9 protein-coding genes are annotated in these 13426 nt (G+C 47.2%); 6 read left to right on the forward strand and 3 right to left on the reverse strand.

From position 1 onward, the window contains the following. Positions 1 to 105: 105 nt before the first annotated feature. Together P364_RS0113940 and P364_RS0113945 are read right to left on the reverse strand one after the other, a co-directional pair. A complete protein-coding gene (locus tag P364_RS0113940) occupies positions 106 to 1161 on the reverse strand; it encodes a hypothetical protein (protein WP_024630722.1) in 1056 nt (351 codons plus the stop codon). Then, positions 1161 to 2996 carry an HSP90 family protein gene (locus P364_RS0113945; protein ID WP_024630723.1) on the reverse strand — a complete coding sequence of 612 codons (1836 nt, stop codon included), beginning with the start codon at positions 2994 to 2996 and terminating at the stop codon, positions 1161 to 1163. Before P364_RS0113945 ends, P364_RS0113940 begins: the two co-directional genes overlap by 1 nt. A 449-nt stretch (positions 2997 to 3445) precedes the next feature. Here P364_RS0113945 and P364_RS0113950 point away from each other — a divergent pair, with 449 nt between their 5' ends. From P364_RS0113950 to P364_RS0113965, 4 genes are all read left to right on the forward strand, one after another. Then, a complete protein-coding gene (locus P364_RS0113950) occupies positions 3446 to 4351 on the forward strand; it encodes an ABC transporter ATP-binding protein (RefSeq protein WP_024630724.1) in 906 nt (301 codons plus the stop codon). Next, on the forward strand, positions 4344 to 5177 hold the full coding sequence (locus P364_RS0113955; protein WP_024630725.1) for an ABC transporter permease: 834 nt from the start codon (positions 4344 to 4346) through the stop codon (positions 5175 to 5177). The genes P364_RS0113950 and P364_RS0113955 overlap by 8 nt, the downstream gene beginning before the upstream one ends. A gap of 169 nt (positions 5178 to 5346) precedes the next feature. Beyond that, the gene (locus tag P364_RS0113960; protein WP_024630726.1) at positions 5347 to 6633 is read left to right on the forward strand and encodes a DUF5050 domain-containing protein; all 1287 of its coding nucleotides are present in this window, start codon (positions 5347 to 5349) and stop codon (positions 6631 to 6633) included. A 191-nt stretch (positions 6634 to 6824) separates the two neighbouring features. Continuing rightward, the gene (locus P364_RS0113965) at positions 6825 to 8462 is read left to right on the forward strand and encodes a helix-turn-helix domain-containing protein (protein ID WP_161634242.1); all 1638 of its coding nucleotides are present in this window, start codon (positions 6825 to 6827) and stop codon (positions 8460 to 8462) included. A 103-nt stretch (positions 8463 to 8565) separates the two neighbouring features. Here the strand turns inward: P364_RS0113965 and P364_RS0113970 are convergent, their stop codons facing one another. Further along, complete coding sequence (locus tag P364_RS0113970; protein ID WP_024630728.1) at positions 8566 to 9138, reverse strand: GbsR/MarR family transcriptional regulator; 573 nt, start codon at positions 9136 to 9138, stop codon at positions 8566 to 8568. A gap of 497 nt (positions 9139 to 9635) precedes the next feature. On the opposite strand from P364_RS0113970, the gene P364_RS0113975 reads away from it, so the two are divergent. Together P364_RS0113975 and P364_RS0113980 are read left to right on the forward strand one after the other, a co-directional pair. Continuing rightward, positions 9636 to 10865: a quaternary amine ABC transporter ATP-binding protein gene (locus tag P364_RS0113975; RefSeq protein WP_024630729.1), complete on the forward strand. Its 1230-nt coding sequence runs from the start codon at positions 9636 to 9638 to the stop codon at positions 10863 to 10865. Further along, the gene (locus tag P364_RS0113980; protein WP_024630730.1) at positions 10831 to 13422 is read left to right on the forward strand and encodes a glycine betaine ABC transporter substrate-binding protein; all 2592 of its coding nucleotides are present in this window, start codon (positions 10831 to 10833) and stop codon (positions 13420 to 13422) included. The genes P364_RS0113975 and P364_RS0113980 overlap by 35 nt, the downstream gene beginning before the upstream one ends. Positions 13423 to 13426 lie beyond the last annotated feature (4 nt).

The raw sequence follows: 13426 nt of genomic DNA on the forward strand, positions 1-13426 counted from the left end.
AGGAAACCCTCCTTCTGAACAAGCCTGTTTTGGTTTGGGTGGCCATTACATAATATTTCCTAATAAGGTGGATTAGTTCGTTACTGCTTTAGTGAAATATTCTGACTATACCTCGCTCAACATTGACGAAACATGTTGATTGCCATTCCGCTGGTCATACTTGTCTGCGGCTGATTTGGCATACGCCGCAAAATAATCGGCCAGTTTATGCAAATCTCCCGGATCTCCTTCATAAGGGAATGAAGCAGGAAGCCGCAATCGGTATTCTGGAGACTCATCAGCCCAGCGGCGCAATAGTTGTGCTGCTCTGGCATAGAACATCATTTTGGCAAACGGATCTTCATGATCCATGGCGAGCACCAGACTTTCTTCCAGTATATCAATACCCTTGGCCGGGTTGGTCCGTGCAAGGTAATCCATCTGCTCGGCAAAGCTCTGCACAAAGTCATTATGTCCTTTGATCAAGCGGTAGCCTTTGGGCTGATATTTGTCAGCTTCATCCATCTTCCCAAGTCGGTATAGTGGCATCAAAATCTCCGATAAGGTCAGATGCGGAATTTCGGCACAGCTCATCCGCCCTTTCAAGATGGGCTTCGCCGCTTCCAGCACCTTCTCATCATCTCCAACAAGTATCCAGTAGCGCATAATTTCATCTTGTTCACAGGCTTCGCAATCACTCATAAAGTCACGATCCATGCTTCTGAACTTCGTGTAGCTGTTTCCAGCCTCCTCCAGATCCCCAAGATCCATGGATATGCGGAACCGATAATACCAGTAGGAACGCTCGCTGTACCCAAATGACTTAAAGCGACGTCCGAAGTCCTCCAACAGCTCCATCATTTTGTCGCGTGACACTTCTGGGAAGCTGGATAGTTCGCCCAAAATCCATTTATACGACCACATTAACGTTTCTTCGTCATAGCGTTCAGGCTGTTGATCAAACTTGCCCAGCTGCCAGGAAAAAGCAATCAGTGCCTTCATCGGATAACCGCAAAATGTCGCTGTCTCCACGATCTCTGAACGTGCTTCGTACGCCTCTTCCTCCATGCCATTCACATCGGCGACTCTTGCCGCTTCCTCCAGCATGCCCAGCTTTGCTGTTCCATTAGGCAGGCCATAGGCCTCATCCATCAAATCCTCAAAATCCATTTCGGTCTGCATCAGACATCCCCCTTACGATCTGTATTCGCACGCAAACCCCAATCAATAAAACGAACGATGCCCTGATTGAGCACCTCAAGCTCCTGCCGATTCATGGCATAATGCCCCATCATCAACGCGTTGACATACAACATTTCAATGGCAATTGGCGTCATTTGAGCATCTGGTGAAGTCAGCACCCGCTGAATAATTGGATTGTTAATGTTCAGGTACAGGGTCGAATAACCTGCGGAACTAATGCCAGATGACAATGAACCAAGGACTGAAGAGAACAATTCTGTACTCTCCTCACTAGCTTTTTCCAATGCACGCAGCGTAGAAGATTCCTGCGAGAGCGTGAACAGCACCGGCAAATCGGCTGGCTTGAAACCTTTGACCTCTGCACGGCAGCGGAAACGTTGCAAAGCAGAATCAGCGAGGCGCAAGGCATCATAATACTGATTCCGTTCAGCCGGCGCCACGTCGGTGAAACTCATGGATACTTCATCCGGCTGTAATCGTTCCGTCTGTGCATCCTGCACCGCCAATGGCAGCATGGCCATCAAATCACTGTCGTAGATGTATCCTCCGTTAATGACCAGCATCGATTGGGCTGAGGCGACATGATGAATCTGACGATACTCATCCACCGTGGTAGTGAAGTACAACGTCTCTCCCTTACTCATCAGCTCGCCCAGTTCCCGATGACCACGGGTGCTCTCAAACGGCAGCCAGCGGTGAATCATGGCATAGAACTCCTGATCCTGCACAGCCAGTGCCTTCATCGACAGTGCATGCAGGCGAATCAGCTTCTGCAACCTTTCCGTCTGGCTCTCAGCCATGTCGGCCAATCCCTTACGCAGGGCATCGCCGAGTTCAAAGCGTACATCTTCCAGCTTTTCATTTTCATAAAAGTGTTCCCGCGAAGCCGTTGGTTGAAGCTCGTCTGTCCAGATCAGGCATTTCACGAAGAACGCCCAGTCCGGCAAAATATTTTCTGCCTTCTCCGATATCAACATTCTCTTCAGATACACTCGATGGGAACGCTTGGCATTCAGATTGACAGCATGCGGTAGAACAAAAGCAATGCCCCCTGTACGCCCCGAAGCCGTCGTCAGTGGAATAAAATCCTGAAACTTCTCTCCAAGTAATCGTTCACCAAAAGCCAACACTTCCGCTCTGCGTTCACGTGCAAGCTCAGGCTCCATCAACCAGATCGGTGACTCGCTATTTACAATATGTTGAACACCGTCACTATGCAGGATGACTGGATAAGGCAGCAGCGCTCCATAATAGAACAAGGCTTCCTGCACATATTCCGTTTCGAAATAATGGGCTGCATCCGGTGTACAGCGAAGATATACTTTCGTTCCCGGAGACAGCTGTGTCTCCAATTGCCGAATCGTATAGGTACCATCCGGCTTACCCCGCCACTCCATCGAAGGTCCACCCTTCGCGGATTGTGTCAGCATGACGATTTCATGGCTTACCATGAAACAAGACAATAATCCGATCCCGAATCGCCCGATAAACGAAGTCTCTCCATCCAGCAACGCCTGCTGACCACGCTTTGAAGATTGACCAATCATCGCCAGAAACTCATGGATATCCGCTTCCGTCAAACCAATACCGTTGTCCTCCACCATCATCGTACGTTGATCACCTGTTCCGGTCAGTTCCACACGTACTTCACCCTGATATCCCTGTTCTGCCTCTGTTCGAGCTGTAATGGCATCAGTCGCGTTCTGCATTAGTTCACGCAAAAAAACTTTGGGGCTGCTGTATAGATGGTTTGATAAAATCTGAATCATGCCGCTCAGGTTCACCTGAAAGCGATACTCATTGGATGCTGTCATTTTGCTCACCTTCCTCTGGGTCCAAACACATCACATGCTCCAAAAGATATGTGTGCATATGATGTGTTAGACGAAATCAATTATGTAATCGCAATAAATGGGGCGATCCATCAATGGAATCACCATGTGACGACGTCAAACCGGCCTTGGCTAACCAAGACCGGCGTTAGATGAATATTCAGGCGTTCATAATATGTAAGAGGCCTTAAATCTAATTACCACGTTATGGATGGCAATGAAACGGGATAGTGCATCCCTTTTTATCAGAATACATGTTAAAGACCAGAGTGAAAACAAACCTGAGACCCGATTTCGCCGGACTTTAGGGTGAAGTTGCTGCCTGGGTTTGGGACTAAAGACGGAGAAATTTTATTTTCCGGTCCATCATTTGAACGATATGACTCATCTGAACGTATAATCTCCAAACTCAGATCGGACGGTGAAGGAACATGATTGAAGTTCGTAACATTTCCAAGCAATTTAAAGTACATCAGGCACTGAACGATGTCAGCTTCACGGTTGAACAAGGCAGCGTTACCGGGTTAATTGGACCCAACGGTTCAGGCAAAACCACCCTGATTCGCATTATGAATGGCGTTCTCGGCGCTTCGAGTGGGCAAGTAAGCATTAACGGCCTGGACCCCTTTCGTGAGACGGAGAACGTACTGGCTATATGCGGAACATTAACGGAGCAGAGCGGATTGTATGAAAATATGAGCGGACGGGACAACCTGATCTTTTTCGCTGAAGCTTTCGGTGTACAACATGCCAAAGCACGGATAGACGAGCTCGTGGATCTGTTCGAAATGAAGGATTATCAGTATCGAAAAGTGGGCACCTACAGCACAGGTATGAAGAAACGCGTAGGTCTGGCGCGAGTGCTGCTGCATCGCCCTTCCATTCTCTTTCTGGATGAGCCGACCAATGGGCTTGATCCGGACGGGATTCAGATGGTACTTCGTATCATTCGCCGGTTAAATCAAGAGGAACAAATGACGATTCTCGTTTCGTCTCATGTCCTATCCCAGCTATCGGCCGTGTGCAATCGGTATATTTTTATGGAAAAGGGGCGCAAGGTTGAGGAAGGTACGGAGCAGGAGATCATCAACCGTTACCTAACCTCACCCCGGCTTGAAGTTGAAGCGATCATGCCGAATGGCTGGCAAACGGTAACTGAATATACACCGGAGATGGTCTCCGCAAACAAGGCAGTATTTCAGCTTCAAGCCCGTGAGGATATTCCATTGCTACTTCGACAACTGACCGAGCATGGACAAGTCTATCAGGCCCGAATTATGGGCAATGATCTGGAGAGCATTTATTTTGCCATTAGGGAGGCACACCAATATGAATAACCGACAAGCCATACGTGCACTCGTTCGTAAAGATATTCGAGCCATTACAGCCAGCGTACAGCTCTGGCTGCCCATGTTGATCGTTCCGCTGGTTATCGGGATCATCATGCCTGGGATACTTATTTGGGCAGCCTCAAGGATGGAGCTTGCTTCCCTCGGCAATATGAGCTTCCTGCTTGATACGCTGGATAGCCTAACCCATGCCGGGCGGATTCCACAGCTTGCTTCAATGCCTACGGATAATCATCGTATTGTCTATTACCTGGCGTTGTACATGTTCGCACCGCTGTTTCTCATCATTCCGGTGATGGCATCCAGCATTCTCACGGCTAACAGCTTTGCAGGCGAGAAGGAACGCAAGACACTGGAAGGTCTTCTCTTCACTCCGATGAGTATGGATACTTTGTTTAAAGGCAAGGTGTTAGCAGCTCTTATTCCTTCTCTGATATTATCCTGGACTACATTCATCATCTACGGAATCATTGCCAATATCCTGATGTACCCGATGTTCGGAGCGTTGATGTTCCCCAATCTGAACTGGATCATTCTGGTTCTGTGGGTTGTTCCAGCGTGCAGTCTTGTGGTCATTCTGTTGAATGTCCTGATCTCGGCGAAGGTACGTGGATTTCAGGAGGCCTATCAACTGGGAGGATTGGTGGTGATTCCATTGCTCGCCCTGATTGGTGGACAGGCGAGTGGCATGCTTCTTATCAGTCCACTCATGTTGATTTTAGTTGGAGCCGTGCTTCTACTCATCAGTTTCGCTCTGCTTCGTCTGGTCACCTTGTGGAACAGCCGTCAGCAGCTCGCTGAAAGTCAGATTTAAGTTTGCACCGCGTGCATCTTCTTGCGCGCGGTGTTTTAATTTTTTGCCGCATCTTAAAGGTTGATTACGAAGGCTAAGATGTATAACATATTTTCCATAGTTTACCGATATAACTTAAGGTGTTAAGGTATTTATTACATACATAAAGAAGAAGGGTGACGATTGATTTATGAACAAATGGTTTACACGCATGCAACGCACAGTTTGCACCCTGCTGCTGTTTACACTGATCGCTGCGGCAATGCTTGGAGGCGGAGCCGGTGCTCTTGCAGCTTCCCTCAGCCAAACTACGGTATATTATGATTCCGACGGTGTATTGTACAAAGTATCTGGTGACGGTAGTGGAACCACGGAAGTATTGCTTGATTTCGAAGGAGATGGCCTTGCTGCGGCGGGATCTTATCTCTATTACACCCGTTCCGATTCCTCCACAACGCTGCTTCGTGTTCCCAATGACGGTTCCAGCGATTCGGCTGAAACGTATGCGACAGATGTGTTGAGCTACTTTACGGATAATGGGTTCATTTATTATATGGATTCCAAAGGCGCAATCTATCGTGGGAATGGCAATAGCGAAGCTTTGGCTGCCACCAAAATTGCGGACAAAGCGGATACTGATTTCCCCCTGCTCGCCGTAACGAAAGGCCGTGTATATTATAACGGGCTTGTTAATGGAAAGCCCTGGATTGTATCCAAAGCTTCCAACGGCAGCGGAGCCGTAGAGCGGATTGCTGCTGGTGCAGTAGAAAGTCGTTATTTTATGAATATTGCCAAAAAAGAACTGCAACTGATGGTGAACACTGACCCGTACGAGCAGTATTACTCTACCAACGCCATTCTCATGTACAAGGTAAACTACAATACGGGCAAGGGAACAGCCGTTAATCCAAAAGCAAAGCTCGATGTGAACGCTGTTTATGCCGGCGGCTGGGGCAACAATCTTTATTTGTATAACAAAGGCATCAAGCTGGACAGCAGCAAGGATTATGATTATTCAACAGGTAAAGCCTTTGCATTAACTACTTCCGGCAAAACACTTCAGATTCATAGCAAGAGCATCCGGGAAGTTGGTTCACTGGGTACGGATAAGGTTGTCATTGTGGATGCAGACAAAAAGGCGTATGCCAAAACCATCGCCGGAAACAAGGTATCCAAATCTGCCAATCTGAATTTGAACAACGTCACTTTCGTAACAACACAGTTGACCAACGGAACATCAACGCTTGCATATCTATCCGGTACTAACGGTCTTTATTCCGTGAGCACAGCTCTCAAAGTAACCAAGCTTGCCGGAGAGGAATGGGCAACGTTCCAGCTTCATGACGATGTTCCGGGCATGTTCTATATCAACGCAAATGATCTCTACCGTCTATATCATGTTCAGGCCAATGGCACAGGCAAAAAGGTGCTAAGCGACGTTTTCCTGGATGATATCCTGTTGGTCGTGCCAAACTAACCCACGCATGTTAATGATGGCTCATAGCCATCTCAATATTCTTGTCCAAAACAAAGAAAGAGGGTAACCCTAAGCCATCACGGCTTAGGTTATCCTCTTTTTGTCATGTGCAAAACTATTTTTCAAAAACATCTTCCATATGAGAATGATAATTGTTATCATTAAGAAAATAAGACAAAAGGATGGTCCGTATGACTGAACAGCTTCCCTTCATTTCTGAAACCTCATCTCTACCGCTCCTCTCTTCCATGTGCCATATACGGCGCGGGGAGCATTTCCGTGTGCAAGGCAAGACGGTGTCCCGGCCCATGCTCTGTCTTATTTTACAAGGAGACGGTGTCCTGGTCCTGAACGATACGGTCTATACCGCCGAAGCCAATCAACTGTATGTTCTGAAGCCAAGAACAACGATTGAGGCAGCTGCACGCTCGGCTGTTACGGAGTTCATACTCCTTAGCATGGATACGGTCTGTTTGCAGCAAGTGCGCGGCCAATGGAAAATGACCTCCTCCTCTGGTTTCCCGCTGGATTGGGAGACAGGCAGACTGATGGTTCGCCATGCCCAACAAGCTAGAGCACGATTTGAACAATTGGTTGATGCCTATCGCGGCATTCAGCCCGATCACTTTATCAGTATACATAGCCAGCTCCACGAGCTTTTGCAGTATCTCTCGGAGAATCGGCTTGAAGAAAATGATGAGAAGGTCGACCCAGCACTTGAACGCAGCATTATGTATATGCGACGGTGCATGAGTGAAGGCATCAGCATGGATCAACTAGCCAAAATTGCCGGATTGACACCAAGCTCGTATTCTCGCAGTTTCAAAAAAGCCAAAGGCATGTCACCTACGGATTATCTGAATCGCTTACGGATTAACGAAGCCAAAAAACAGCTCAAACAGGAATCGTGCGTACTTAAAGACGTCGCCGTATCTGTTGGCTATGGCAATGAATATTATTTTAGCCGCAAATTCAAACAAAGCATGGGGATCGCACCCAGCCTATATATGAAAAAAGACCAAATTCGCGTCGCTACGGCGTCCTTGATGGGACTTCATGAGAACCTTTCTTCACTCGGATTGCATCCCGTAGCTATAATGGATGGATTCCCTGACCGGGAGCTTGATAAAGTCGAGCAGCAGCGGCTAGTCGCACAATTGGAGAAATTACGTCAGGCCAAGCCGGACTTGATTATCGGTGACTTCTATCATAAACCCTTTTACGATAAGCTCAAAAGTATTGCACCTACGGTCATCCTGGATCAGGCCCATGACTGGAAAGAAAATCACTTACGCTTGGCTGAATTGGTCGGACGGGAGCAGCAGGCCTTGCAGAATTTCAAGCAGCTGGAGCTTCGCAGCTTGGACATCGGACTTCGTTTGAAGCACCACTTCGGGCAAGAACGTATTATGCTTATGCAAGTGACGAATCAGTCTATTCGGATCCAGGAAAATGCCGAGCATCCATTACATCACTTTGTTTACGGTGAACTGGGACTAAAGCCTGCACAGATCATATCAACAGATTTAATGTCAGACGAGTATGCGGCAGAGAGCATCCCCATGCTGGACACGGATCATCTGTTCATACATCGCGTCTCCAATTCTCCTGTGAGTGAGAAACTGCTTCGGCGCATGAAACAAACTACCGCCTGGAATCGCTCTCCGGCCGTGTTGAGAGGCAGCGTGCACGATATATCCGATTGGTCCGCACGATCCTGGACTCCAATCGGACGTCATCAGATCATGGACGAACTGGAACAGATCGTCCAGCAACTTGTGACCTTATCCCATGTGGGATTAATTGGACAATTGCAAAGTATAAACTAAGATTAATCCGTGCGTATTTCTTCATTAGAAATGTACAAGTGCATAACTAACCAAGACAAAAGAGCCCTCTCCGATTTGGAAAGGGCCCTTTGCTTTGCTGTTATTAATGTTCCTTGATTTCTTCTTTTGGAACCAATTTGTATATTTCCTCATCTTCCATAGTATCAATCAAGCGATCCAGCCATTTGTAGTAGGCCTCTGCCTGAAGCACCTTATGCTTGTCTTCCTTAAGAATATGAAGAAGTTCAGCATCTGCTTGTTCATCCAGATCAGAAATCAAACGATTCATTTCTTCAATGGATTTGCGCAGTACCTGAAGGTTACTCTCCACGGCTTTTCTCCATTTGATCACAAAATAATCCGTAAACGTCTGATGCCAGTCATACTCCACTTCATATAAGTCTTTCCGGGAGCCTTTGTTCCATACTTTATTTACCATTTTTAGATCCAGCAGTGTACGTACGCCGGTACTCATGCTCGTTTTGCTCATTTCCATTTCCCGGCCCATATCGTCAAGGGTCATAGGTTTGTCTGCAAAAAAAAGCAATCCATATAAGTGTCCCGTGGACAGCGTAACGCCGTAGAGATCCATATTACGCCCAATGGCTTCAATGACGCGTTTACGGATTCTAAGAACGGTGGCCTGCTGTTCCTCTTGTAAATGGTCCAAGCTCATGCTTGCAACCTCCATTCTGAACATTCCCAGTCTCGGCAAAATAATTGCAACTGTTTAAGATCCTGCTTACATGGGAACGTATCCGGCAGGACATCCTATATGCCAACGGGCTTTAGGTTACCCAATGTATATCATGGGAGCTTTACCAAGTTGCAAACGCCTACGACTATCTTTTAACCAAAAAAAACTGCTTAGATTCAGCACATTTTCTATTGTAGAAAAAGCGATATCAAATGTAAAGGTGTCTTATTAGCCAGAATAAGGAGAATGACAGAGCATATGGACGGAAAACTTTGTACAGTTTTTACTGTATGAACATTATGTACTGTTTATTCGGTTGCTATACGGGTTAAGTATTGTTAGAATACTAAACGTTACCCAGAAAGACGGGAAGCGAAGCAACAATTACCGGATTTCGTGGCTGGGCGCACAAGTGTATGGGCTTGTGGATGCTGAAAGCCGTTCGAAGTGCACAACACATCAGAAGGGGTGAAAACATGACCATACTTGAAGTAAAAAATGTAAGTAAACTGTTTGGCCCCCAAACCGAGCAAGGTCTGCAATTACTGGAGCAAGGTTGGGGCAAAGAAAAGTTGGCCAAAGAAAAACAGATAACGGTTGGTGTCAACCGGGTCAACATGGAGATTCAGGAAGGTGAAATTTTCGTCATCATGGGGCTGTCCGGGAGTGGTAAGTCAACGCTTGTTCGGATGTTTAATCGTCTGATTGAACCGACATCTGGAGAGATTCTTGTCCATGGTAAAGATTTACGCAAAATGAACAAAGAACAATTGCGCGAAGTGCGTCGGAAAACGATCAGCATGGTATTCCAGAAGTTTGCGTTATTCCCGCACCGTACCGTTCTTGATAATGTGGAGTATGGACTCGAAGTTCAAAAGGTAGATAAAAATGAACGTCGGGAAAAAGCAAAAACGTCGCTTGAACTGGTTGGCCTCAAGGGCTGGGAAGATAAAATGCCGGATGAGTTAAGTGGCGGTATGCAGCAGCGTGTAGGTTTGGCCCGTGCGCTGGCTAATGACCCGGAAGTCCTGTTAATGGACGAAGCATTCAGTGCACTAGATCCACTGATTCGCCGTGATATGCAGGATGAACTGATTGAGCTTCAGGATAAAATGAAAAAGACCATTATTTTCATTACCCATGACTTGGACGAAGCGCTGCGCATCGGCGATCGTATTGCCCTCATGAAGGACGGCGCAGTCGTGCAGATCGGTACTCCGGAAGAAATCATGATTCAACCGGCCAACTCATATGTGGCCCGCTTCGTCGAAGACGTGGACTTGTCCAAGGTCCTTACCGCAGCTCATGTTATGAGACGTCCTGAAACGATTACGCTAGACCGTGGTCCTCGTGTTGCCCTCGAATTAATGCGCGAACGTGGTATTTCCAACCTGTTTGTCATTGACCGTTCGATCAAACTGCTTGGTGTCATTACAGCTGAAGATGCAACCCGTGCGATGCGCGAAAACAAAGTGTTGAACGACATTCTGATCACGGATGGACCAACTGTGTCACCGGATACCCTGATTCATGAATTGTTCGAAATTGTAAGTTCAGCCCATGTGCCGCTCGCTGTTGTTGGCGAAACTGGCCGTCTGCAAGGTGTTATCGTCCGCGGTGCCCTGCTTGGCGCACTAAGCGGTGAAGTTGCAGTAAAGGAGGAACTTGCGAATGATTCCCAAAATACCACTAGCATCGTGGATTGAATCGATTGTTGACTGGATGAGCTCCTCGCTCTCCGGATTATTTAAAGTCATTTCCGTTGTCATTCAGGAGGTTGTCGGATTTTTCTCCGGGCTGTTCATGCTCCCCCATCCGCTCCTGTTTATTGTAATACTCGGTGTACTCGCGTATCTTGTTGGCCGATTACCACTGACCCTGTTTACGGTTATCGGTTTCTTGCTCGTAGATAACCTCGGCTACTGGTCACAATCAATGGACACACTTGGCCTCGTTATTACATCAGGATTGATATCCATCCTGCTCGGTGTGCCTGTTGGTATCTGGCTCGCATACAGCAAAACTGCAGCCCGTATTATCACACCATTGCTTGACTTTATGCAGACCATGCCTGCATTTGTCTACTTGCTGCCAGCGGTAACCTTCTTCAGTCTTGGTGTGGTTCCAGGTGTTATCGCATCCGTTATATTCGCGATTCCGCCTACAATTCGCCTGACTCACCTCGGAATTAAGCAGGTATCTGGCGAACTTGTTGAAGCAGCGGATGCTTTTGGTTCCACGTCCATGCAGAAGTTGTTTAAAGTACAGCTTCCACTTGCATTGCCTACCGTAATGTCAGGGATTAACCAAACCATCATGCTGTCGCTGTCCATGGTTGTTATAGCTTCCATGATCGGTGCACAGGGTATTGGTGCGGAAGTCTATCGTGCTGTAACACAGTTGCAGATTGGTAAAGGTTTTGAAGCAGGTTTGGCTGTCGTGGTACTGGCAATCGTGCTTGACCGCTTCACTCAAAACCTGTTTATGCCAGGCCGCAAGAAGAGCTCCCGTTTCTCAACGAAACAAACAGCCTGGATTACTTCCGCAGCAGTACTGGTTGTACTCGTAGCAGGGTTCTCACAATACTTCATTGGTGGAAATAGTTCTTCGGCCGGAGGTAACAACACACCAGCTAGTGCTGTAGGTGAAGAAGTCAATTATCAGATCATTGGTATTGACCCGGGTGCAGGCATTATGAAGTCCACTGCCAAAGCCATCGAAGATTATCATCTGACGGACTGGACCCTGATTGAAGGATCTGGTGCAGCGATGACTGCCACACTGGACAAAGCAATTAAAGCAGAAAAACCGATCATTATTACAGGCTGGACTCCACACTGGATGTTCAACAAATATGATCTGAAATATCTGGAAGATCCGCAAAAATCTTTTGGTGATGCAGAAGAAATTCACACCATTGCCCGTAAAGGCTTGAAAGAGGATCACCCGGTTGCTTATGAATTCCTGTCCCGATTCCAATGGACATCAGATCAAATGGGCGAAATGATGAGTGCCATCCAAAATGGTACATCACCAGAAGATGCTGCTAAAGACTACGCTGAGAAACATGCAGACCAGATTGACGAATGGACCAAAGGTCTGACACCCGTTAACGGTGATGCATTTAAACTTGGCTATGTAGCCTGGGATTCCGAGATCGCAAGTACCAACCTGTTGAAATATGTCATGGAAAGCAAACTTGGCTATAAAGTTAACGCCCTGCAAGTTGAAGCTGGACCAATGTGGACGGGTGTCGCCACAGGCGACGTAGATGCCTCACCAGCAGCCTGGCTGCCATTGACTCACGCTGACTACTGGGAACGTTACAAAGACCAGGTGGATGACCTGGGGGCCAACATGACCGGTGTACGCACAGGGCTCGTTGTTCCTGCGTACATGACAGATGTTAATTCGATTGCAGACTTGGAAAAAGGAGCCACTTCCTCTACTCCATCTGCGAATGCCAATGTGGGTAAAGAAGTGGATCACCAAATTATCGGTATCGATCCAGGTGCCGGAATTATGAAGTCCACTGCAAGTGCTATTGAGAAATACGGTTTGTCTGACTGGAAGCTGGTTGAAGGTTCAGGAGCGGCCATGACAGCTACGCTGGATAAAGCCGTTAAAAATAATGAACCGATTATTGTTACCGGTTGGACACCGCATTGGATGTTCAACGCATATGACCTGAAATATCTGGACGATCCGGAAGGCGTCTACGGTGAAGCAGAACAAATTCATACCATTGCCCGCAAAGGGTTAAAGGAAGACAAACCTGTCGCATATGAATTCCTAGATCGCTTCTCTTGGACACCTGAGGACATGGGTGAAATCATGGTTGCCATTCAGGACGGCGATGACCCCCAAAAAGCCGCAGCAGCTTTTGCCGAGAAACATAGCGACAAAGTGGCTGAATGGACCAAAGGGCTGACCCCGGTGAATGGAGATACAATCAAACTGAGTTACGTAGCCTGGGACTCCGAGATTGCAAGTACCAACTTGCTGGAGTACATTCTGAAAGAAAAACTGGGTTACAAAGTAACCTCCCTGCAGGTAGAGATTGGTCCAATGTGGACCGGTATTGCCAACGGTGATGTGGATGCAACTCCAGCCGCATGGTTGCCGCTCACCTCTGCCGATTATTTCAACAAGTATAAGGATCAGATCGATGATCTCGGTCCAAATATGGACGGTGCCAAAACAGGTCTGGTTGTACCAACCTATATGGACATCAACTCCATTGAAGATTTAAAAGATAATTAAACCA

Origin of the sequence: Paenibacillus sp. MAEPY2, from assembly GCF_000499205.1 — a bacterium.
Taxonomy (GTDB): Bacteria; Bacillota; Bacilli; order Paenibacillales; family Paenibacillaceae; genus Paenibacillus; species Paenibacillus vandeheii.

Coding starts and splice junctions, on each gene's coding strand:
- P364_RS0113940 (WP_024630722.1), bottom strand. CDS start 1,161: ATGCAGACCGAAATGGATTTTGAGGATTTGATGGATGAGGCCTATGGC.
- P364_RS0113945 (WP_024630723.1), bottom strand. CDS start 2,996: ATGACAGCATCCAATGAGTATCGCTTTCAGGTGAACCTGAGCGGCATG.
- P364_RS0113950 (WP_024630724.1), top strand. CDS start 3,446: ATGATTGAAGTTCGTAACATTTCCAAGCAATTTAAAGTACATCAGGCA.
- P364_RS0113955 (WP_024630725.1), top strand. CDS start 4,344: ATGAATAACCGACAAGCCATACGTGCACTCGTTCGTAAAGATATTCGA.
- P364_RS0113960 (WP_024630726.1), top strand. CDS start 5,347: ATGAACAAATGGTTTACACGCATGCAACGCACAGTTTGCACCCTGCTG.
- P364_RS0113965 (WP_161634242.1), top strand. CDS start 6,825: ATGACTGAACAGCTTCCCTTCATTTCTGAAACCTCATCTCTACCGCTC.
- P364_RS0113970 (WP_024630728.1), bottom strand. CDS start 9,138: ATGAGCTTGGACCATTTACAAGAGGAACAGCAGGCCACCGTTCTTAGA.
- P364_RS0113975 (WP_024630729.1), top strand. CDS start 9,636: ATGACCATACTTGAAGTAAAAAATGTAAGTAAACTGTTTGGCCCCCAA.
- P364_RS0113980 (WP_024630730.1), top strand. CDS start 10,831: ATGATTCCCAAAATACCACTAGCATCGTGGATTGAATCGATTGTTGAC.